We start from the raw sequence: 20,214 nt of genomic DNA on the forward strand, positions 1-20,214 counted from the left end.
CCGGCGGGGTGCGCGGCATGCCGGTTGTACCGCGCACCCCGCCGGCTCAGCGGGTTCAGCGGGTTCAGCGGGCGAGGTTGAGGAACACGCCCTTGGTCTCGGTGAACTCGTCGACGGCGAAGGAGCCCATCTCCCTGCCCCAGCCGCTCAGCCCGAAGCCGCCCCACGGCGCGCCCGGGTCGATGAGCGGCAGCAGGTTGACGAAGACCGTGCCGGCCCTGATCCGCCCGGCCAGGGAGTGCGCGGTGACCGTGTCCTGTGTCCACACGACCGCGGCCAGGCCGTAGTCCGTGTCGTTGGCGCGGGCGACCACCTCGTCCTCGTCCTCGTAGGTGAAGATCGACAGGACCGGCCCGAAGATCTCCTCGCGGGCGATGACCATGTCGTCGCGGACGCCCGCGAAGACGGTCGGTTCGAAGAAGTGCCCGCGCTCCACGTCCGGGCCGGTGGCCCTGCGCCCGCCGGTGACGAGCTGCGCGCCCTGCCGCACACCGCTGTCGACGTAGTGGGCGACCCGGTCGAGCTGTTCGGCGGAGACGAGCGGACCGAGCACGGTGTCCGGCCGGATGCCGGGACCGATCGGGAGTCGCGCGGCGGCGGCCGCGATCTTCTCGGTGAACTCGTCGGCGCGCTTGTGGTCGACGAAGAAGCGGGTGTACGCCCCGCACGCCTGACCGGTGTTGAACAGGGCCCCTTGCAGGTTCCCCGCCACGGCGGCGTCGATGTCGGCGTCTCGGGCGATGATGCTCGGAGCCTTGCCGCCGAGTTCCAGGCTCACCCGCTTGAGGTTGCCGGCGGCGCCGGCGACGATCTGCTTGCCCACCTCGGTCGAGCCGGTGAACGAGACCTTGTCCACGCCCGGATGTGCGACGAGCGCCTGACCGGCGGGCGGCCCGCCGGTCAGGCAGTTGACGACGCCGGCCGGGACCCCGGCCTCGACGCAGAGACGGGCCAGCCACAGGGTGCTGAGGGGCGTCTGCTCGGCGGGTTTGAGGATGACGGTGTTCCCGCAGGCGAGCGCCGGCGCCAGCTTCCACGCGGCGATGGCCAGCGGGAAGTTCCACGGCGTGATGATCGCGCACACGCCGACGGGTTCCCTGCGCGTGTAGTGCAGGGTGTCGGGCACCGATACGGACGACACCCTGCCTTCGATCTTGGTGCACCAGCCCGCGTAGTACCGGAACACCTGAGCCGACAGGACGACGTTGACGCCGGAGGACATGCTGATCGGCTGCCCCTGGTCGTGCGTCTCCAGCTCGGCCAGGGCGGCGGCGTCCCGCTCGATCAGGTCGGCGATCCGCCACAGGAGCCGGCCCCGGGCGTCCGGGCTCATCGCCCGCCACTCGGGGTCGTCGAACGCCCGGCGCGCGGCGGCCACGGCGGCGTCCACGTCGGCGGGGCCCGCCTCGGCGAACGACGCGAGCAGTTGGCCGTCGGCGGGATCGTAGGTCTGGGCCACGCCGCCGTCGGCGGCGGGCACCCACTCCCCCGCCACCAGCAGTTTCTTGGTCTCTTCGAGGTTCATTCGGGCATCACCTCACTGGCCGGCGGTGACGAGGGGCAGGCCGTCGAGCGTGAACTCGCGCTCGGCGGGGGCGACGTAGGAGCCGATGTTCTCGCCGTCGTACCAGGTCGACTTGACGACGGTCTTCTCCGCCGGCTTCTTGTCGAGGATGTCGCGCATGGTCTTGACGACGGCCCACCCGGTGGCCACGCCGTCCACGTCCCAGGTGCCGGTCAGCCGGCCCTGCTTGACGGCCTCGATGGCGTCCGGGTCGGCGTTGGCGCCGACGACGATGACGCCGTCCGAGCCCTTGGTCGAGACCTTGCGTCCGGCCTGGCCGACGGCGGCGGAGATGCCCAGCGCGGTGGCGTCGTTGTAGGCCCAGAAGGCGTCCACGTCGCCGTGCTTGGTCAGCAGGTCGGCGGCGAGGGCGGAGGCGCCCGCCGCGTTGTCCTTGGTGTTGTCCGCCTGGGGCAGCACGGTCAGCCCCGCGGCCTTGGCCGCGTCCGTGAAGCACTTGGCGTTGGCGACGATCGACGGCACCGGCGGCCCGCCCATCACGACCACCTTGCCTCCGGGACGCTGCTCGGCGATGAGCTGCGCGGTCTGCTTGAACGGCGCGTCGGGCGTGTCGCAGGTGTTGATCTGCCACCAGACGCTGGCGGTGATCCCGGTGCCCTCGGAGTTCACCCCGACGACGGGCACGCCGGCCGCCTGCGCCTGCGCGTTGGCGCCCCCCGCGGCGCCGGCGTCCAGCGTCCACGTGCCGATGGCGGCCTTGCCCTGCTGGAGCATGGTCTGCACGTCGGAGATCTGCTTGTCGGCCGAGAGGTTGGCGTCGAGGATGTCGAGGTCCCACTTCAGCCCGGCGGCGGCGTTCTTCAGGCCGAGTGCCAGGTTCTGGGCGCTGACCTGGGCCGCGACGGGGGTGGAGTAGCCGACCGAGACGGTGTTCCCGTCGCCGCCCGCGTCGGCCGCGGTCGTGGTGGAGGTGCCTGAGCACGCTGTGAGCAGGCCCGCCGCAGTGATCGCGGCGACGGCCGTGGGCAGGCGTCTGAGGTTGAGCAAGGGGTTCTCCAGGGGGTTTAGGAGGTGGCCGCTGAGCGACCTGCCGCGACACCGGAACGGGCCGTCTCGACAAGGGCCTCGGCGGTACGTTCGGCCAGGGCCATGATGGTGATCATCGGGTTGACGCCCGGCGCGGACGGCAGGGCTGAGGCGTCCCCGATCCAGACGCCTCGGACATCGTGCAACTGACCCCAGCCGTCGGCGACGGAGGTCTCGGGCGAGGCGCCCATCCGGCACGAGCCCATCTGATGGGCGGAGAAGGCGGTGTAGTCGTCGGTGGGCGCGGCGCGCAGCGCGTTCAGGTAGCCCTCGAAGTCCTCGCCCCGCCTCCAGCGCAGGTCGCTCCAGTGGAAGGTGAAGATCTCGTTGGCGCCCGCGGCGTGGTGCATCCGGGCCAGTTCCAGGTGGGCTCGCAGAGCCACGCGCCGGTCGATCTCGTCGTCCAGCGCCCAGCGCACCCCGGCCTTGCCGTCGGGGTCCAGGTACACCTCGCCGCTGCCGTGGTCGTGCGAGACGCCGTGCCAGGTCGCGAAGTACGGCAGACCGCGCAGGCGGTCGCGGTGGCGGCGCGCGTCGACGAAGGGGCTCTGCCCGGCCCAGGTCAGCGGGTTGAGGGTCAGGCTCTCCACCAGGAAGCCGTTGTCGGACTCGCAGTGCGTCAGGTCGAAGCTGACAGCCGACTGGATCTGACCGCTCCAGGCTTCGATCGGCTGGTCGTAGGCGCCCGTGACGATCCAGGCCGGGTGCAGCCGCAGGTTCTTCCCCACGGCCGGGCCGCCGATACCCGAGCGCAGCAGCAGCGCGGGCGACTCGATCCCGCCGGCGGCGACCACCACGACGGGGGCCCGGACGACCAGTTCCTCGCCCCCGGCCAGGGTCGCCGCGACACCGGCGGCCCTGCCCTCCTCCACGAGGACGCGGTCGGCGCGGCACTCCACGATGACCTGGGCGCCCGCGTCGACGGCGTCCTGGAGGTAGGTGTGCAGGGTCGAGCGCTTGCAGCCGAGCCGGCAGCCGGCGTTGCAGAAACCGCAGCGTGTGGGGTCGTCGGTGGCGGTGGAGTTGCGGGGCAGCCGCTCGTGGGAGTGGCCGCAGGCCGCCAGCCCGGTGATCATCGCGCGGGTGTTGGCGTTGTACACGGTGGACTCGGTGTTCACGTCGAGGCGCTGCCACACGGTGTCGAGGTGCCGGTCGAACGCGGAGCCCGCCAGGCCCTCCAGCCCCTCCGCCGCCCACTGCTCGCGGATCTCCATGGGGGTGCGCAGGCAGACCATGCTGTTGATCAGCGTGCCGCCGCCGAGCACCGACCCGGCCAGCACGCCCATCTGCCCGTTGTCGGACCAGAGGGAGCCGCCGCGCAGGAACATCTCCGAGGCGTGCGCGTCGATCTGGTCGAAGTCGGCCTCGTCCCGGCTCGGGCCGGCCTCCAGCACGACGACCGACAGGCCCGCCTGGGCGGCACGGGCCGCGACGATCGCCCCGCCGGCGCCTGAGCCGACCACGCACACGTCCGCCTGGAACGTTCCCACTTCGGGCGAGACGACCGGCAGCGCCGTGGCGGCGGCGGCCGGTCCGGGCGGCGGGCCGGGGTAGCCGACCACCGGCCAGGTCGGGTTCGTCCCGCTCTCGTCCACCGCGCCGATGAATCCGGCGAAGACCATGTTCTTGAGCTGGCGTACGGCCAGGCGCAGCCGCATGTCCTGCGCCGCCGCCAGGTGCAGCAGCACCGACCGCCGCTCCAGGGTGGCCGCCGGGAAATGCCGCTCGGCCAGGAAGGCGGCCAGTTCGCCGATCGCCTCCCGCACGTGGTGCGCCAGGCCCGGGATCGCGGCGAGCGTGCTGTCGTCCAGGCCCCGCTCACGCGCGCCCCTGCCGTAGTAGTCCACGACCGCCGGGTCCGCGCTCGGCGCGTCGAGCGCGGGCAGCAACGTCTCGCACACCGCGCCCAGCACCTGCCGGTAGGTCGCCTCGTCCACACTCATGACACTTTCCCCTTACGACGACGGAACAGCCCGCTGTGGCGCGCGACACCGAGCGCGACAGCGACGATCAGAACGAGCCCGTTGACGGTGCCGCGCCAGAACGTGGAGACCTCGCTGAGGGTCAGACCGTTCTGGATGACGCCGAGAAACAGCACGCCGAGCACCGTACCGCCGACGCCGCCCTCGCCTCCGGTGTAGGCGGTGCCGCCGATGAGGACGGCCGCGATCACCGTGAGCAGGAGCGTCGAGTCGACGGCCGGCGAGGCGGCGGTGAGCCGCCCCACCTGCACGATCCCGGCCAGCGCGGCGGCCAGGCCGGCGATCACGTACACGCCGAGCATGGTCAGGGCGACGTTGATGCCGTTGAGCCGGGCGGCCTCGGGGTTGGAGCCGATCGCGAAGACGCTGCGGCCGAAGGGCGTGTACCGCAGGATGAGCACCGCCGCGGCCACCACGACGACATCGAAGATCATCAGGATGGGGACGCCGCCGATCCGGTCCAGGGTGAAGTGGTAGACGCCCTGGAACGCCTCCAGCTCGAACACGCTGATCGTGGTGCCCTGGTTGGACACCAGCGCGATGCTCTCCAGGATCGACAGTGTCCCGAGTGTCACCACCAGGAAGGAGATGCGTAGATAACTGATCAGCGCACCGTTGACGACCCCGATGAGCAGGCCCGCCAGCAGCGTCAGCAGCAGCGCGGTGACCGCGCCGAGGCCGCTGCTCAGGCCGAGCCCGAGGACCATGGCGCACGCGGTGCCGGCCGAAGCGGCCGACAGGTCGATCCCGCCCGCGATGATGACGAACGTCGCACCGATCGCCAGCAGCAGGATCACACTGTTGGACAGGACGATGTTGGTGATGTTTCCCCAGGTCAGAAAGATCGGCTGGGTGATCGCCAGATAACCGCACAAGATGACCAGGCCGGCCACGATCCCGGCGCTCCCGCCCAGGGAGAGCCTGCGCCGCCGCGGTGCGGCCCCTCCACCCGCAGAAGCGGGGGTGGCGCCGGGAGGCGCGGGGACCTCCCTCGTCACACTGTTGGACATCGGCTCGGCCTTTCTCTCATGGAGCTCATCACGGGGAGGTGTTTCATGCCGTTCCCGGGGCCGCGGGCAGGGACGGACCGCCGGAGACGGCGACCTCGGCGATCCGGGTCTCCTCCATCTCCTCGCCGGCGAACTCGCCGCGGATCTCACCCTCGAAGAAGACGACGATCCGGTCACACATGCCGAGCAGCTCCGGCAGTTCGGAGGAGATGAGGATGACGGCCGCGCCCTTCTCGACGATGCCGTGCAGGAGGCGGTAGATGTCGCTCTTGGCCCCGACGTCCACGCCCCGGGTCGGCTCGCTCAGCACGTAGACGTCGCAGCCCAGGTCGAACACCCGGCCCAGCACGACCTTCTGCTGGTTGCCGCCGGACAGGTGGGAGATGCGGTTGGCCGCCGAGGAGGTCACGACGCCGTAGGTCCGGATGGCCCGATCCACCTGACGCCGCTCGTCGCGGACCCGGAGCAGCCCGAACCGGCTCAGCCCGCCCAGCCAGGAGACCGCGAAGTTCTCCGCCACGCTGCGCACCGGCAGCAGGGCCGAGCGCTTGCGGTCATCGGGCACGAAGGCGATGCCGCTGGCCAGGGCCTTACGCGGGCTGGACAGTCCGACCCGCTCGCCGTTGACCTGCACCGAGCCCTGGGCGGCGACGGCTCCGGCCAGCGCCAGACCCAGCTCGGCCTTGCCCGACCCCACCAGCCCGGCCACGCCGACGATCTCGCCCCGCCGCACCGTGAGCGAGGTGGGGCGCAGCGCGCCATCGTCGGTGGCGAGCTCGCGCGCCTCCAGGACGACCTCCCCGAGCTCGACCTCGCGCTCGCCGTAGTAGTCGCCGAGTTCCCTGCCGACCATGAGCCGGACCAGTTCGGGCTCCGGCGTCTCGGGCAGCGGCACGGTCGCGACCAGGGAGCCGTCCCGCAGCACGGTGGCCGTCGTGGCGCACGCGTACAGCTCGGGCATCCGGTGCGAGATCATGAGGACGGCGATGCCCCGGGCGCTCTGCTCGGCGATCAGTTCGAGCAGCCGGGCGGCGGCCGCCTCCGACAGCGAGCTGGTGGCCTCGTCGAGGATGAGCAGCCGGGCGTCCGAGGAGACGGCGCGGGCGATCTCGATCTCCTGCTGGAGCTCGACGCTGAGATCGCCGACCCGGTCGGTCTCGTCCACGTGCACGCTCAGGTCGTCCAGCACGGTACGCGCGGCGCGGCGCATCGCGGCCCAGTCGACGGCGCCCCACCGCGTACGCGGCGCGCGGCCCAGGTAGATGTTCTCCGCCACGCTGAGCGTCGGGGCGAGCGTCAGCTCCTGGCTGATCATGACGATGCCGTGCCGCAGCGCGTCGGCCGGCCCCGTGAGGCTCCGCCGGACGCCGTCGATCTCCAGATGACCCGCGTCCGGCTTGTGCACGCCGCCGATCACCTTGGACAGGGTCGATTTGCCCGACCCGTTCTCGCCGGTCAGCGCGTGCACCTCGCCGGCGCGGACGGTCAGGGTCACGTCATGCAACGCCCGGACGCCGGGGAAGCTCTTGCTGACGCCGCGCACGCTCAGCAGAGGCGGTGCGCTCTCGTTGTCCGGGTCCGTTCCCACCATCGACCTCCTTGGGAGAAGACCGCAAGCACACTCCGCCGGGCCGGTGCGGACGGCCGCCGGCCCGAAGTCATGCGCTTGGCCGGTGCCGACATCCACCGGCCGCGAGTCGGTCGTTGACGCCCGCGCAGTGCCGCGACGCTATGCGGCCCCCATGGGCCCCGCCCATAGCCCTGGTCCGCTGGGCGAACCCGTGACGGAGGCGTAACAGCCTCAGCCCGCGCCCCGGGCCCGCCCGCCCATCTCACTCAGCGGACCGGCCGATGGTGTACGGGGCCGGGCTGCCCCTTGAATCGGCTCATGCCCCGCCCCTGTTTCCCGGCCGACCCAGCACAACGAGGCGCATCGTGAACATCATCGGATACCTGGACCGGCTCAGCTTCCTGCCCGGCGACGTGTTGCGGGCCAGGTTCAGCACCACCGCCGCGGCGTTCTCCGCCGAACTCGTCCGCCTCTACAACGGCGACGACCACCCGCTGGGGCCCGGCGTCGACATCCGGCCGGTCACCTCGGAACTCGACGGCCGGAGCTTTCCCGGCAGGGAGCAGCCGCTGCGCGCCGGCTCGTCCATCGTGATCGCCGAGACGCCGCTGCCCGCGGGGACGGACGCGCTGGAGCTGTCCCTGGCCTTCCTGCCGACCCTGCCGGAGGCCGGGCACCGCCAGAGCGTCGTCTCCCTGCGGCAGGGCGAGGCCGTCGTCTCCGAAGCGGCGATCGGCGCGGACGGCCGGCTGGAGCTGGCCGCCGCCGGCCGCGCCGTCACCGCCGGTCCGGTCGTGCGCGGGCGCTGGTACGAGCTGACGCTGCACGTCACCGGCGGCGTCGCCGGGCTGCGGGTGTCCGCCGCGCAGGGGGAACGCCTCGACCTCTCCCTGCCTGCGGCCCTCGACCCCGGGCGGCCGCTCGGGCTCACGTTCGCCGCCACGGGTTCCCCCGCCCGCGACCACTTCAACGGCCGGATCGACTCACCCCGCCTGCTGGCCGCCCCTTCGCAGGTGCTCGCCGAGTGGGACTTCGGCCCGTCCACGACCCTGCGCCGCATCGCCAACCGCGTGGGCGGCGGCTTCGACGGCCGGAGCGTGAACTTCCCGCTGCGGGCCTGCCTCGGCCGCGCCGGGGCCGCCGACGACGTGGACCCGCGCCTGGCGCCGGCGGCGTACAACGCGGTGCACTTCCACGACGACGACCTCGACGACGCCGGCTGGGAGGACGACGTCGTGCTGACGCTCCCGTCGCACCTGCCCAGCGGCGTGTACGGGCTGCGCGTCCGCGCCGGCGACGGCACCGAGGACACCCTCCCCTTCGTACTGACCCCCGGCGAGCGGCGCGAGAAGGTGCTGCTCGTCCTGCCGACGTTCGCCTACCTCGCCTACAGTTGCGAGCACGTGATGGCCGACGCCGGCTCCCGCGACTACCTGAAGGGCGTGGGCATCGAGCAGCCGCCGGACTTCGGCGGCAACAAGCACGACGCCTTCCTGCTCGCGAGCGGGCTGCGCAGCCTCTACGACGTGCACACCGACCAGAGCGGCGTGTGCTTCACCTCCCTGCGCAAGCCGCTGCCGAACGTCCGGCACGACCACCGCTGGGCCGCGGTCGCCGGCGGCCCGACCTCGGCGCACCAGTTCAGCGCGGACCTGCACCTGGTGGCCTGGCTGACCGCGCAGGGCGTCGGGTTCGACGTCGTCACCGACGAGGAGGTCCACCGGCAGGGCGTGGCGGCGCTGCGGCCGTACCGCGTCGTGCTGACCGGCAGCCACCCCGAGTACCCGACGACGCCCATGATGGCCGCCTACGAGCAGTACCTGGCGGGTGGCGGCCGGCTGATGTACATGGGAGGCAACGGCTTCTACTGGGTCACCTCGGTCGATCCCGAAGAGGGCCACACCATCGAGATCCGCCGCACGGCCGGCATCCGCGCCTGGCAGCCGGAGCCGGGCGAGTGGCACCACGCCACGACCGGCGAACTGGGCGGCCTGTGGCGGCTGCGCGGCAGGGCGCCGCAGCGCATGCTCGGCGTCGGGATGGCCTCGCAGGGCTTCGACGTCAACCGTCCGTACGACGTCGTCGCCGACCCCGCGGATCCGCGCGTGGCGTTCGTCTTCGACGGCGTCGACCTGTCGTCCGGCCGGATCGGCGACTTCCCGTCGATGGTCAACGGGCACGGCGCGGCCGGCGTGGAGATCGACCGCGCCGACCCCGCCCTCGGGACGCCCGACGACACGATCGTGCTGGCCACGGCCACCGGCTTCTCCCGCGCCTACGGCCTGGACCCGGTCGAGGTCGCGCTGCCGGACGGCTGCTACGACGGGACGACCAGCGACAAGGTCCGGTGCGACCTGGTCGTGCTGCCCAAGCCCGAGGGCGGCGCGGTCTTCTCCACCGGCAGCATCGCGTGGTGCGGGTCGCTGCTGGTCAACGGCGGCGACAACGACGTCTCCGCCGTGACGCGGAACGTGCTGCGCGCCTTCCTGCACCTCGATGAGCTGCCCTTCGCCGGTGACCGGCGCGGTTGAGCGGACGTGGTTGAGCCGGCGTGTCTTCAGCCCGTCGTCCAGCGGCGGAGTTTGTCGGGGTTGCGGACCACCCAGATGTGCTTGATCCGGTCGCCCGCGACCTCGAACGCGAACACCGTCACGATGACGCCGCCCTGCTGAGCCACCAGACCGGGCTGGCCGTTGACCGTCCGTTCCAGGAAGGTCATGTCGCCGGGCCGGCGGCGGGCGATCTCGACCCAGGCGCGCGCGATCCGCTCGCCGCCCTCGATGGGGCTCAGGAAGGCGACGGCGAGGCCGCCGCCGTCGGCGATCGCCGTGGCGTCGGGGTCGAGCAGGCCGATCAGGGCGTCGATGTCCTTGGCCTCCCAAGCCTGCTTGAACTCCCTGACGACGCCGGCGGGCCGGGCCGCCGGAACCGTCGCGGACGGCTGCGCGGCCCGGATGCGGCGGCGGGCCGAGGAGGCGAGCTGGCGGCAGGCCGCCGGGGTGCGGCCGACGATCTCGGCCACCTCGGCGAAGGTGTGACAGAAGACGTCGTGCAGGATGAACGCGACGCGTTCGGCCGGGGTCATCGATTCCAGCACGACCAGGAAGGCCAGGTGGACCGACTCGTCCAGGGTGACCCGGTCGGCGGGGTCGGCGACGGTGCCGTCGGGGAGCGGCTCGGGGATCCACTCGCCCACGTAGGTCTCCCGCCGGGCCCGTGCCGAGCCGAGCAGGTTGAGGCAGATGCGGCTGGCGACCGTCGTCAGCCAGGCGCCGGGAACCTCGACGGCGTCCTGCTGCCGCCGGGACATCGCGTACCAGCGGGTGTAGGTCTCCTGCACGGCGTCCTCGGCCTCGGCCAGCGAGCCCAGCATCCGGTACGCGAGATTGATCAGGTGACGCCGCTCGCTCATGATCGCGTCCAGGCCCGGGTCGGGCCGGCCCTGTTCCGGCTCGGATCTCATGGCGCTGTCGGCTCCCTCTGTCGTGTCGGTCCTCACCGGTTCGACAAGACGGCGCACCGGAATGTGAGGCGACACGACGGCCTCACATTCCGGACGGCTGCTTTGTCGAACCGGTGAGACCAGCACATCATCCTGCGAACAGGGAGCTCAGAGACATCATGACCACCTCGATCCCGGAGACACCGTTCACCGACGCGGCCCCTGGGCAGCGTCTGGAGCGGGCGGCCGCCGCGCTGACCGCGAACGGTTTCACCGTCGAGATCCTCGACGACGCCGCCGCCGCGCGTGCCCGTGTCAGGGCGCTGATCCCCGACGGGGCCAGCGTGTTCACCGGCGCCAGCGAGACCCTCCGCCTGTCCGGCATCGACGAGGACATCAACGCCGGCGGGCGATACGAGGCCGTCAAGCCGCGCACCCTGGCCATGGACCGCGCCACCCAGGCGGACGAGATCCGGCGGCTGCGCGCCAGCCCCGACGTCGCGGTGGGCAGCGTCCACGCGGTCACCGAGACCGGCTGCCTCGTGATCGCCTCGGGCAGCGGCAGCCAGTTGCCCGGCTACGCCGGCGGGGCCGCCCGCGCGATCTGGGTCGTCGGGGCGCAGAAGGTAGTGCCCGACCTGGGCGTCGCGCTGCGCCGCGTCGAGGAGCACTGCCTGCCGCTGGAGAACGCCCGTACCCAGGCGGTCCACGGCTGGCCCAGCGCCGTCAACCGCCTGCTCATCCTCAACGCCGAATTCCAGCCCGGCCGCGGCACCGTCCTGCTGCTCCGCGAAACCATCGGCTTCTGACCAACCGCCCCGGCCGGGGGCCCACATCCCCCAGCCGGGCCACGGCTCGCTTCGGCGTCAGATTCGGGTCATGGCGGACTCGTAGCCGCCTCCGCCGGGATAGACCCAGGCGCCGGTGACGGTGGCGCCGTCGGCGCTGAAGGTGCCTTCGTAGTAGGCGGGGCTGCCCTTCGCGCCGGCCCAGATGGTCAGCTTGTCACCGGTCAGCTCGTACACGTAGTCGAGGGTGTTGCCGGTCGAGTCGTAGAAGCGCGACGCCACGTCCGCGCCGGCGGGCTCGCCGAACGAGCGCAGGTTGCCGATCACCTCCAGGCCGGTGATGGGCTGGTCGAACTGGGTGAGTTCGACGTGCTGGAGCAGGAAGAAGCCGCCGGGCATCCACTCGTACCGGACGGTTCCCTCGGCGCCGCCGGTGACGGCCCAGGTGCCGACCAGGCGGTCCAGGGCCCGCACGTCGGCGCTGGGCTGGAAGGTCTCGCTCATCTCGTTCTCCTTGTGGCTCAGGTGACTGCTTGCCGGTACCTCGGAGCCCGCGTACGGGCTTCGACACGAGCCGGGTGTGATTCAGATCACACTGCGGCCGTGTCGAGAACCCGGGCCCGGCACCGAGGTAGCGGCAGGAATCCGTCCCTCAAGGAGGAAGTCATGTCCGCCACCACGACCGACACCCCGGCCACCGCCGTCCGCCGCCCGGCCGCCCACCTGCTGCTCGCCGGCGCGCTGGCCGGGCCGGTCTTCTTCGCCTCGGCGATCACCCAGATGCTCACCCGCGAGGGGTACGACATCACCCGCCATCCGATCAGCCAGCTCGCCACCGGTGACCTCGGCTGGATCCAGATCGCCACGTTCGTGCTGGCCGGGCTGGGCGGGCTGGCCCTGGCCGGCGGTGTCAGGCGGACCGTCACCGAGGGGATCGGGCGGCGGGCGGTGCCCGTCCTCGTCGCGGTGTTCGGGGCCGGGATGGTCGCGGCCGGCGCGTTCACCATGGACCCGGAGCACGGCTTTCCGGCCGGGACCCCCGACGGGCCGGTGGCGCGGATGTCCTGGCACAGCGTCACGCACTCGGCCGCGGCCGCCGTCTCGTTCACCGCGCTGGCCGTCGCCGCCCTCTTGCTGGCCGTCCGGTACGCCCGCCGCCGGGCCGTGCCGGCCGCCGTCGGCAACGGCGTCGCCGCGCTCGTCCTGCTGCTGCCCATGTCGCCCGATCACATGAGCATCCAGATCGCCGTCAACGGCCTGGTCGCCTTCACCTGGACGACCGTCCTGGCCCTGGCCCTGCGCCGCTCCGCCTGACCTCGCGTACGCTTCTTCGCACGTTCGAAAAGAGGATGACCATGAAGTACCTGCTGCTCGGCTACACCCCTGCCGCCGCCTGGGACGCCGCGACCGCCGACACGGCGTCGGAGGAGGCGCGGGCGGCGTTCGCCGCCTACCAGGAGTTCGAGCGGGAACTGATCGCCACCGGCGAGTTCGTCAGCAGCGAAGGGCTCGGCCATCCCGCGGTCAGCACCACGGTCCGCAGGACCGCCGACGGCGTGGTGGCGACCGACGGACCGTTCGCCGAGTTGAAGGAGGTCCTGGCCAGCTTCGCCATCATCGACGTGGCCGGCCAGGAACGGGCCGTGGAGATCGTCTCGCGGATCGTCGAGGTGCTGGGTGAGCCGATCGAGATCCGGCCGATCATGGGCGAGGACTTCACGACGTGACCGACCAGGCCGAGCCGGCGGCCGGTGAGACGTACTCGGGCGTGACCGCCGGTGTCGAGCACCTGCTGCGCGTCGAGGCGCCCCAGGTGCTCGGCGCGCTGGTACGGCGTTTCGGCCGCTTCGACATCGCCGAGGACGCGGTGCAGGAGGCGCTGCTCGCCGCGAGCCGCACGTGGCCGTCCGACGGCGTGCCGGACAACCCGCGGAGCTGGCTGATCCGCATCGGCTACCGGCGGATGGTCGACCTGCTGCGCGCCGACCAGTCCCGGCGCCGGCGTGAGCAGGAGGCCGGCCTCGCCGAGCTGGCCATGCGGGAACCGGACCGCCGGCCGGGCTCCGTGCGGGAGACCGACGACAGCCTCGCCCTGCTGCTGCTCTGCTGCCACCCCGCGCTGAGCGCCACGTCCCAGGTGGCGCTCACGCTGCGGGCCGTGGGCGGCCTGACGACCGCCGAGATCGCGCACGCGTACGGAATGCCGGACAACACCATGGGCACCCGCATCAGCCGCGCCAAGCAGCAGTTGGCCCGCGCCGGCGCCCGGTTCACCCCGCCGGCCGACACCGACCGCGACAGCCGGATGGCCGCCGCGATGCAGGTGCTGTACCTGATCTTCAACGAGGGCTACACGGCCTCCGCCGGCGACCGGCTCGCCCGCGTCGACCTGACCGGCGAGGCCATCCGGCTGACCCGCATGCTGTACGCGTCCGTGCCCGCCGACGCCGAGGTCACCGGCCTGCTGGCGTTGATGCTGCTCACCGAGGCCCGCCGGCCCGCCCGCACCGGCGGCCACGACGAACTGGTGCCCCTGGACGAGCAGGACCGGACGCGCTGGGACGGCGACCTCATCCGCGAGGGCACCGAGCTGATCGACGGCGTCTGGCCCCGCCGCGAGGTCGGCCCGTACCAGTTGCAGGCGGCGATCGCGGCCGTGCACGCCGCCGCCACCTCGCCGCGGCAGACCGACTGGCCGCAGATCGCGGCACTCTACCTGTGGCTCGAACGGCTCAACCCCACCCCGCCGGTACGGCTGAGCCGGGTGGTGGCCGTGGCCAAGGCGTACGGGCCGCTCCGGGGGCTGGCCCTGCTCGACGACCTCAACCGCCGCTTCCACCTCGACCGGGACCCGCTGGTCCGCCGGCGGGAACACGCGGTGCGCGCCCACCTGCTCCGGATGACCGGCGACGCGGCCGGCGCGGCCCGGCTGTACCGCGAGGCGGCCACCCTGACCGGCAACCAGATCGAGCGACGCTACCTGCTCGACCAGGCCGACCGCCTCGGCTGAGGACGCGGGCGGGCACAGGGGACCTATCCGCATTTTCCGCCCGCGGCGGGCAGCAGGCCGAGGACGGACCTCACTGGCCGGAAGGCGGCGTCACTCACGGGCGCCAAGAGCCTCGGTCGGGTGGGGGCGGAGGGTGAGACGGGCCGGGATGGCCGTCGCGGCCAGCGCCAGAACGATCGTGACCGCGACGATCGCCACGTAGGTGAGCGGCGGGACGAAGGGAAGCGGGGTCCGGGTCATGCCGTTGCTGAAGGCGGTCAGGACGGCCAGCGAGATCAGCGTGCCGAGAGCCACGGCCACCGCGGCGGAGGTGAGCGTCTCGACGCGGAGCATCCGCAGGAGCTGGCGGCGCGTGGTGCCGACCAGGCGGAGCAGGGCCAGCTCCCGGGAGCGGGCCGCGATCGACATGGCCAGGGTGTTGACCACGGCGATGGCGCAGAAGGCGATGATCAGCCCCATCGCGACGTAGTTGACCTCCGCACCACCGGTGCCCGCGGCGGCGACCTGGGCGCGGTCGAGCACGGCCACACCGGGCAGGGCCCGCTCCAGCGCGGCGCGCTCGCCGCCGGCCACGAGCACGGTGGGCCGCGGGTCGTCGACGTGGCCGGCGACCAGAGCGTGGGAAAGCGTCAGGTCGCCGAAGCCGAGGCCGCGCTCATAGAGGGCCGCCACAGTCACGGTGGCGGGGGTGCCGTCGCCGAGTACCAGGTCGATCCGGTCGCCGACGGCGACGCCGAGCCGGTCGGCCGCGGTGCTGCTGACCGCGGCCGAGTCGTCGCCGAAGCCCTTCAGCGTCCCGGACACCACGCCCAGGTCGGCGAGGCCGTCCAGCGCGGTGACGGCCTGCGCGCCGTACTTGGTCAGGTCGATGCGCACCGAGGTGCGCAGGATCTCGGCGGTGGCCGTCACGCCGGGCACCCGGCGCGCGGCGGCGGCGGACGCGCCGGGCGCGAGCACGTGGTCGGCGGTGATCCCGGCGTCCAGCTCACGCTGGGCGGCGTGGCCGGTCGTGGTCTGGGAGAACAGGATCGTGCACGTGAGTGCCGTCAGCAGGGTGAGCGGTGTGATCACCGACGCCATCCGGCCGACGTCGGCGCGCAGGTTCCGGCGTGCCAGGTAACCGGCGGCTCCGGGCAGCCGCACCGGCAGCGCCGTCACCGCCCGTGCGAGGAGCGGGCCGAGCAGGGCCACGGACGTCGTCCAGAGCAGGGCCGTGAACATGGTGACGGGGCTCGCGGCGGCCTCGGTGGTCAGGCCGGACAGCACGATCGTCAGCGCCACGCCGCCCGCCGCGGCGAGCGCACCGGCGGCCAGGCGCGCCCACGGCAGCCGTGTGCCGGGCAGCGCGGCCTCACCCAGCGCCTCGACGGGCCGGATCCGCGCGGTACGCCGAGCCGACAGCCGCGCCGCGGCCCAGGCCGCCGCCAGCGTGGCGAGCACCGCCGCCAGCGCGGGGAACGGGCTGACGACCAGCCCGAGGTTCGGGGGCATGGCGCCCAGGGCGACGAACCTGGACCGCAGCCAGAAACCCAGCAGGATGCCCGCTCCGGAACCGATCACCCCTGCCAGTGCGCTGACCAGGAGCGCCTCGCCGCCGATGAGCTTCCTGATCTGCCTGGGGGTGGCGGCGACAGCGCGCAGCATGGCCAGCTCGCGCTGGCGCTGCTGGATGGAGAGCGCGAACGTGCCCACCACGACGAGGATCGCCACCAGCAGGGACGTGCCCGCCAGCGCGCCGCCGAGGCTGATCAGCTTGATCCTGGCGCTCTCCGCGTCGTGGAACTCGACCGCGCCGCGCTCGTCACCGGTGTACGTCACGGCTCCCTCGACCCGGACGTCCACCGCGGGGAAGACGCCGATCGCCGACACCATCCCGGGATGGCCCGCCAGCCGCCGGGCCTCGCCGGGGCTGAAGAAGATCGTGCGCTGGCTGGGCAGGGCCTGGGCGGTGACGCCGACGACGCGGTGGCCGGGGATCTTCGCATCGGCGTTCGCGGCGTCGACGACCACCTCGCCGTCGGCGCGCGGCGCGCGGCCCCGGGCCAGCGTGAACGGGGTCAGCGCGGCCGACTCCCAGCCGTGCGCGGTGAAGCCGGCGAAGGGGAAGGTGACCTCGGTGACGACGCCGGTGACGCCGGGCCGCCGTTCGAGCTCGGCGGCGAGGGCGGCGGGGATCCAGCGGTGTTCCGCCAGTTCCTTGGCCTTGACCTTGCCCTTCTCCTTGGTCTGCCGGACGAACTGGTCACCGGCGACGATCACCGGGGTCCCGGCGTAGCGCTCGGGGGCGACGGTGCCGCGCAGGCCCGTCTCCAGGAGCATCCCGCAGGCCGTGACCAGCGCGGCGGCGCACAGCAGGGCCACGAACGAGCCCGCGAAGGCGGCGCGGCGGTGCCGGAGGGTCTTCCACGCGAAGGAGAACATCACTTCCACGCTCCCAGCCGGGTCATCCGCTCGGCGATCCGGTCGGCGGTCGGCGCGGCCATGGAGTCCACGATGCGGCCGTCGGCCAGGTAGAGGACGGTGTCGGCGTAGGAGGCGGCGACCGGGTCGTGGGTGACCATGACCACGGTCTGGCCGAGCCCGGAGACGATCTCGCGCAGCAGCGTGAGCACGTCGCGGGCGGTCATCGTGTCGAGCGCGCCGGTGGGCTCGTCGCCGAACACCACCTGCGGCCGGGTCACCAGCGCGCGGGCGAGCGCCACCCGCTGCTGCTGGCCGCCGGACAACTGGGCCGGACGGTGGCCGGTACGCCCCTCCAGACCCACCCGGCGCACGATCTCGGCCAGCCACGCCTGGTCCGCCCGCGCGCCGGCCAGGCGGAGCGGCAGCGTGATGTTCTCCAGCACGGTCAGCGAGGAGACCAGGTTGAACGCCTGGAACACGAAGCCGACCTGCCGCCTGCGCAGCACGGTCAGCGCGGTCTCGTCCATGCCCGACAGCTCGGTGCCGCCCAGCCGCACCGAACCGGACGTCGGCACGTCGAGCCCGGCCGCGCAGTGCAGGAACGTACTCTTGCCCGAGCCCGAGGGCCCCATCACCGCGGCGAACGTCCCCTGGGGGATGCCCACCGACACCTCGCGCAGGGCTGCCACCGCGCCGCTGCCCTTGCCGTACACCTTGCTCACGGCGTCCATCCGCACTACTTCCGTCATGGCGTCAAGCCTGGTCAGTGGCGGGTTCCGGGGCCAGAGAGCCGATCATGAGCTGCGCATGACGTCATCATGATTCGGACAAACTGGTAGACATATCCGGTGATCCGCATCCTCCTGGCCGAAGACCAGCACGTCATCCGGGGCGCGCTGGTGGCGCTGCTGAACCTCGAACCCGATCTGGAGGTCGTCGTGGCGGTCCAGTCCGGGGACGAGGCCGTGGCCGCCGCCCCGGCGCACCGGCCGGACGTCGCCGTGCTCGACATCGACATGCCGGGCACGCTCGACGGCCTCGACGCCGCCGCCGAGATCCGCGCCAGGGTGCCGGGTTGCCGCACGCTCATGCTCACCGGGTACGGCAAGCCGGGCCACCTGCGCCGGGCGCTGACCGCCCAGGTGGACGGGTTCGTGCTGAAGACGGCGCCGCCGGAGGAGGTCACCGCCGCGATCAGGAAGGTCGTCCAGGGTGAACGCGTCCTCGACCCCTCGCTCGCGGTCACCGCGTGGAACCTGGCCGAGAACCCGCTCACCCCGCGCGAGGCCGACATCCTGCGCCTGGCCGCCGGCGGCGCGGAGGCGACCGAGATCGCCGGCCGGCTCTTCCTGAGCGCGGGCACCGTCCGCAACTATCTCACCACGATCGTCGCCAAGCTCAACGCGCGCAACCGCACCGACGCCGCCCGCATCGCCACCGAGGCGGGCTGGATCTAGGCGCGCCGGATCAGGCGGGCCGGATCAGGCGGGCCGGATCAGGCGGGCCGGATCAGGCGGGCCGGATCAGGCGGGCCGGATCAGGCGGGCCGGATCAGGCGGGCGGACCGGTTTGTCCTGCGCGCCGTCGTTGCGCACGGTCAGCCGTACCTCGCCGTCCCGCTCGGACGTGCTGATCGTGCAGTGGCGTGCGGAGCTGTGCCGCAGCACGTTGGTGACCGCCTCACGCAGCACGACGCCGAGCGCGGTCTCCACCTCGGCGCCGAGCGTGCCGTGGCCGAGTTCCACCGAGGCGTCGATGCCCGCCGCCGTCAGCACCGAGCGCGCCGAGTCCGCCTCGCCCGCCAGCGACAGCGTCCCGCGCTCGCCGGAGACGGTCCGCAGGTCGGTCATGGCCTGTTCGGTCATGGCCAGCACGTCGTCCAGTTCCGCCCGCGCGAGGTCCGGTTCGAGCCGCCGGGCCAGCTCACTCTTGAGCAGGATGGCCGCCAGCGTGTGCCCGAGCAGGTCGTGCAGGTCACGCGCGGCGCGCAGCCGCTCCACGACCACCACCGAGCGGGCCAGCCCGTCCCTGGCCGCGCTCAGTTCCCGGTCCAGCCGCGCGAGCGTGACCAGGCCGTAGACGACCAGCCCGGTCACGAGCGTGCTCACCGTGTAGTTCACCGCCAGCGGGTACGGCAGGCCGATCAGCACGCCGGCGACCGCCACCACCGCCATGAGCGCGGCCACCAGCGGCACCGCCACCCTGAGCCGCAGGGCGAGCAGGATCGGCCCGGCGAGGAATCCGGTCGTCCCGAGCCAGGCTTCCCCGAACACGGGGATGGGGGCGAGCGCCAGCACGGCCAGGACCGCCAGCGCGGGCATCCGGCGGCCCTCGATCGAGCGCAGGTGGATGACGACGATGACGAGCAGCAGGGGCGCCGGCCACCACGACCCGGCCAGCAGCAGCCCCTTGACCGAGAACCCGATCAGGACCGCCGCCAGCAGCGCCGTGGACAGCCTGGTGGAGGGGGCGGGCGCGGCCGGCAGCCTGGTGGCGGGCAGCGTGACCTCGACGACGACATGCGCGGAGGCGTCGATGCCGGTGGTGAGCGTGCCGCCGGCCGCCGCCACCTGCTCAGGGAGGTCGGCCAGGGACTCGTCGGCGGCGCTGCGGCTGCCGTCGTGGGAGATGCTCAGCCGTACGGTGTCGTCGTCCGTGACGGTCTCGATCACGCAGCGGGTGGCGGCGCGCCGCCGGACGATCTCCGTCACGGCCTCGCGCAGTACGGCGGCCAGCAGCGCGCCGGCCGGGCCGAGCGGCTCCGCGTGCCGCATCCGCACCTCGGTGGCGACCCCGGCGGCGACCAGCATGGCCTTGGCGGTGGTGAGTTCGGGGCCAAGTGACATCGCGCGGTAGCCGGTCGCCGCGGCCCTGGCCGCGCTCAGCGACCGCCGGGCCGTCTCCACGTCAGGCGTGCCGGCGCGGGCGCTGGTCGCGATCGTGTCGAGCGCGCTGCCCAGGCTCTTGCTGAGTTCGGCGGCGATGCGCAGCCGCTCCTCGGCCGCCGCGGTCATCGCCAGCGACAGCCGGGCCGCGGTCACCTCCTCGATCCGGTCCACCATCGTGGCCAGGCCGTAGATGACCAGGGTGACCAGGACCATGCTGATCACCGGGTCGGCCGGCCCCAGCAGCACCGCGCTGCCCGCGACCGCCGGCGCCAGCGGCCACAGCCGGGTCAGCAGCAGCGACCCGGCGACGAAGCCGAGGATGCCGACCGAGGAGCCGAACGCGAACACCGAGCCGTAGGCCGCGGCGGCCTGCAGCGCGATCAGCCACCAGGAGCGGCGTCGCGCGAACAGCACCTGCAAGCCGAGTACCACGAGGGCCAGGGGCGACCCGGCAATCGCATAGACGCCGGCGAACGCGACCAGCACCAGAAGGAAAATCCCCTTTGCCCA

General features: G+C 72.9%; 16 protein-coding genes. 6 read left to right on the forward strand and 10 right to left on the reverse strand.

Going from position 1 to position 20,214, the window contains the following annotated elements; genetic code table 11:
- Nucleotides 1–64: 64 nt before the first annotated feature.
- Genes FAF44_RS21200 through FAF44_RS21220 form a run of 5 tightly spaced genes read right to left on the reverse strand, consistent with a single transcriptional unit; the run spans nucleotide 65 to nucleotide 7,194 of the window.
- The gene (locus FAF44_RS21200; RefSeq protein WP_237104957.1) at nucleotides 65–1,525 is read right to left on the reverse strand and encodes an aldehyde dehydrogenase; all 1,461 of its coding nucleotides are present in this window, start codon (nucleotides 1,523–1,525) and stop codon (nucleotides 65–67) included.
- A gap of 12 nt (nucleotides 1,526–1,537) precedes the next feature.
- Entirely contained in the window at nucleotides 1,538–2,572 is a 1,035-nt protein-coding gene (locus FAF44_RS21205; RefSeq protein WP_237104958.1) for a sugar ABC transporter substrate-binding protein, read from the reverse strand.
- A 17-nt stretch (nucleotides 2,573–2,589) separates the two neighbouring features.
- The gene (locus FAF44_RS21210) at nucleotides 2,590–4,554 is read right to left on the reverse strand and encodes an FAD-dependent oxidoreductase (RefSeq protein WP_237104959.1); all 1,965 of its coding nucleotides are present in this window, start codon (nucleotides 4,552–4,554) and stop codon (nucleotides 2,590–2,592) included.
- On the reverse strand, nucleotides 4,551–5,603 hold the full coding sequence (locus FAF44_RS21215) for an ABC transporter permease (protein WP_237104960.1): 1,053 nt from the start codon (nucleotides 5,601–5,603) through the stop codon (nucleotides 4,551–4,553). Before FAF44_RS21215 ends, FAF44_RS21210 begins: the two co-directional genes overlap by 4 nt.
- A gap of 43 nt (nucleotides 5,604–5,646) precedes the next feature.
- Nucleotides 5,647–7,194, reverse strand: a complete 1,548-nt coding sequence (locus FAF44_RS21220; protein ID WP_237104961.1) for a sugar ABC transporter ATP-binding protein — start codon at nucleotides 7,192–7,194, stop codon at nucleotides 5,647–5,649.
- A gap of 344 nt (nucleotides 7,195–7,538) precedes the next feature.
- Here FAF44_RS21220 and FAF44_RS21225 point away from each other — a divergent pair, with 344 nt between their 5' ends.
- Nucleotides 7,539–9,704: a N,N-dimethylformamidase beta subunit family domain-containing protein gene (locus FAF44_RS21225; protein ID WP_237104962.1), complete on the forward strand. Its 2,166-nt coding sequence runs from the start codon at nucleotides 7,539–7,541 to the stop codon at nucleotides 9,702–9,704.
- 26 nt (nucleotides 9,705–9,730) lie between these two features.
- On the opposite strand, the gene sigJ is transcribed toward FAF44_RS21225, so the two are convergent.
- A complete protein-coding gene (sigJ, locus tag FAF44_RS21230; RefSeq protein ID WP_237104963.1) occupies nucleotides 9,731–10,636 on the reverse strand; it encodes an RNA polymerase sigma factor SigJ in 906 nt (301 codons plus the stop codon).
- Nucleotides 10,637–10,794: 158 nt separating this feature from the next.
- Here sigJ and FAF44_RS21235 point away from each other — a divergent pair, with 158 nt between their 5' ends.
- A complete protein-coding gene (locus FAF44_RS21235) occupies nucleotides 10,795–11,424 on the forward strand; it encodes an LUD domain-containing protein (RefSeq protein ID WP_237104964.1) in 630 nt (209 codons plus the stop codon).
- A 57-nt stretch (nucleotides 11,425–11,481) separates the two neighbouring features.
- Here FAF44_RS21235 and FAF44_RS21240 read toward each other — a convergent pair whose 3' ends face one another.
- Nucleotides 11,482–11,907 carry a hypothetical protein gene (locus tag FAF44_RS21240; RefSeq protein WP_237104965.1) on the reverse strand — a complete coding sequence of 142 codons (426 nt, stop codon included), beginning with the start codon at nucleotides 11,905–11,907 and terminating at the stop codon, nucleotides 11,482–11,484.
- Between the two features lie 162 nt (nucleotides 11,908–12,069).
- Here FAF44_RS21240 and FAF44_RS21245 point away from each other — a divergent pair, with 162 nt between their 5' ends.
- The 3 genes from FAF44_RS21245 to FAF44_RS21255 are packed head-to-tail and all read left to right on the forward strand — an operon-like array spanning nucleotide 12,070 to nucleotide 14,413.
- Complete coding sequence (locus tag FAF44_RS21245; RefSeq protein WP_237104966.1) at nucleotides 12,070–12,717, forward strand: DUF998 domain-containing protein; 648 nt, start codon at nucleotides 12,070–12,072, stop codon at nucleotides 12,715–12,717.
- 41 nt (nucleotides 12,718–12,758) lie between these two features.
- Nucleotides 12,759–13,130: a YciI family protein gene (locus FAF44_RS21250; protein ID WP_237104967.1), complete on the forward strand. Its 372-nt coding sequence runs from the start codon at nucleotides 12,759–12,761 to the stop codon at nucleotides 13,128–13,130.
- Complete coding sequence (locus tag FAF44_RS21255; RefSeq protein WP_237104968.1) at nucleotides 13,127–14,413, forward strand: RNA polymerase sigma factor; 1,287 nt, start codon at nucleotides 13,127–13,129, stop codon at nucleotides 14,411–14,413. Before FAF44_RS21250 ends, FAF44_RS21255 begins: the two co-directional genes overlap by 4 nt.
- 90 nt (nucleotides 14,414–14,503) lie before the next feature.
- On the opposite strand, the gene FAF44_RS21260 is transcribed toward FAF44_RS21255, so the two are convergent.
- Both FAF44_RS21260 and FAF44_RS21265 read right to left on the reverse strand, forming a co-directional pair.
- Complete coding sequence (locus FAF44_RS21260) at nucleotides 14,504–16,834, reverse strand: ABC transporter permease (protein WP_237104969.1); 2,331 nt, start codon at nucleotides 16,832–16,834, stop codon at nucleotides 14,504–14,506.
- Complete coding sequence (locus FAF44_RS21265; RefSeq protein WP_237104970.1) at nucleotides 16,834–17,565, reverse strand: ABC transporter ATP-binding protein; 732 nt, start codon at nucleotides 17,563–17,565, stop codon at nucleotides 16,834–16,836. Before FAF44_RS21265 ends, FAF44_RS21260 begins: the two co-directional genes overlap by 1 nt.
- Before the next feature lie 99 nt (nucleotides 17,566–17,664).
- Between FAF44_RS21265 and FAF44_RS21270 the strand changes: the two genes are divergently transcribed.
- Nucleotides 17,665–18,273 (forward strand): DNA-binding response regulator, encoded by a 609-nt coding sequence (locus FAF44_RS21270; RefSeq protein ID WP_237104971.1) that lies wholly within the window; start codon nucleotides 17,665–17,667, stop codon nucleotides 18,271–18,273.
- A 66-nt stretch (nucleotides 18,274–18,339) separates the two neighbouring features.
- On the opposite strand, the gene FAF44_RS54825 is transcribed toward FAF44_RS21270, so the two are convergent.
- Nucleotides 18,340–20,190, reverse strand: coding sequence for a histidine kinase (locus tag FAF44_RS54825; protein ID WP_308193352.1), 1,851 nt, complete (start codon nucleotides 20,188–20,190; stop codon nucleotides 18,340–18,342).
- Between the last annotated feature and the right edge of the window lie 24 nt (nucleotides 20,191–20,214).

Source organism: Nonomuraea sp. MG754425 (assembly GCF_021699195.1).
Classification (GTDB): Bacteria; Actinomycetota; Actinomycetes; order Streptosporangiales; family Streptosporangiaceae; genus Nonomuraea.

Bases quoted from the DNA above. Each gene is read 5' to 3' on its own strand.
- FAF44_RS21200 (WP_237104957.1), bottom strand. From the start codon at position 1,525: ATGAACCTCGAAGAGACCAAGAAACTGCTGGTGGCGGGGGAGTGGGTG.
- FAF44_RS21210 (WP_237104959.1), bottom strand. From the start codon at position 4,554: ATGAGTGTGGACGAGGCGACCTACCGGCAGGTGCTGGGCGCGGTGTGC.
- FAF44_RS21215 (WP_237104960.1), bottom strand. From the start codon at position 5,603: ATGTCCAACAGTGTGACGAGGGAGGTCCCCGCGCCTCCCGGCGCCACC.
- FAF44_RS21220 (WP_237104961.1), bottom strand. From the start codon at position 7,194: ATGGTGGGAACGGACCCGGACAACGAGAGCGCACCGCCTCTGCTGAGC.
- sigJ (WP_237104963.1), bottom strand. From the start codon at position 10,636: ATGAGATCCGAGCCGGAACAGGGCCGGCCCGACCCGGGCCTGGACGCG.
- FAF44_RS21235 (WP_237104964.1), top strand. From the start codon at position 10,795: ATGACCACCTCGATCCCGGAGACACCGTTCACCGACGCGGCCCCTGGG.
- FAF44_RS21240 (WP_237104965.1), bottom strand. From the start codon at position 11,907: ATGAGCGAGACCTTCCAGCCCAGCGCCGACGTGCGGGCCCTGGACCGC.
- FAF44_RS21245 (WP_237104966.1), top strand. From the start codon at position 12,070: ATGTCCGCCACCACGACCGACACCCCGGCCACCGCCGTCCGCCGCCCG.
- FAF44_RS21250 (WP_237104967.1), top strand. From the start codon at position 12,759: ATGAAGTACCTGCTGCTCGGCTACACCCCTGCCGCCGCCTGGGACGCC.
- FAF44_RS21260 (WP_237104969.1), bottom strand. From the start codon at position 16,834: ATGTTCTCCTTCGCGTGGAAGACCCTCCGGCACCGCCGCGCCGCCTTC.
- FAF44_RS21265 (WP_237104970.1), bottom strand. From the start codon at position 17,565: ATGACGGAAGTAGTGCGGATGGACGCCGTGAGCAAGGTGTACGGCAAG.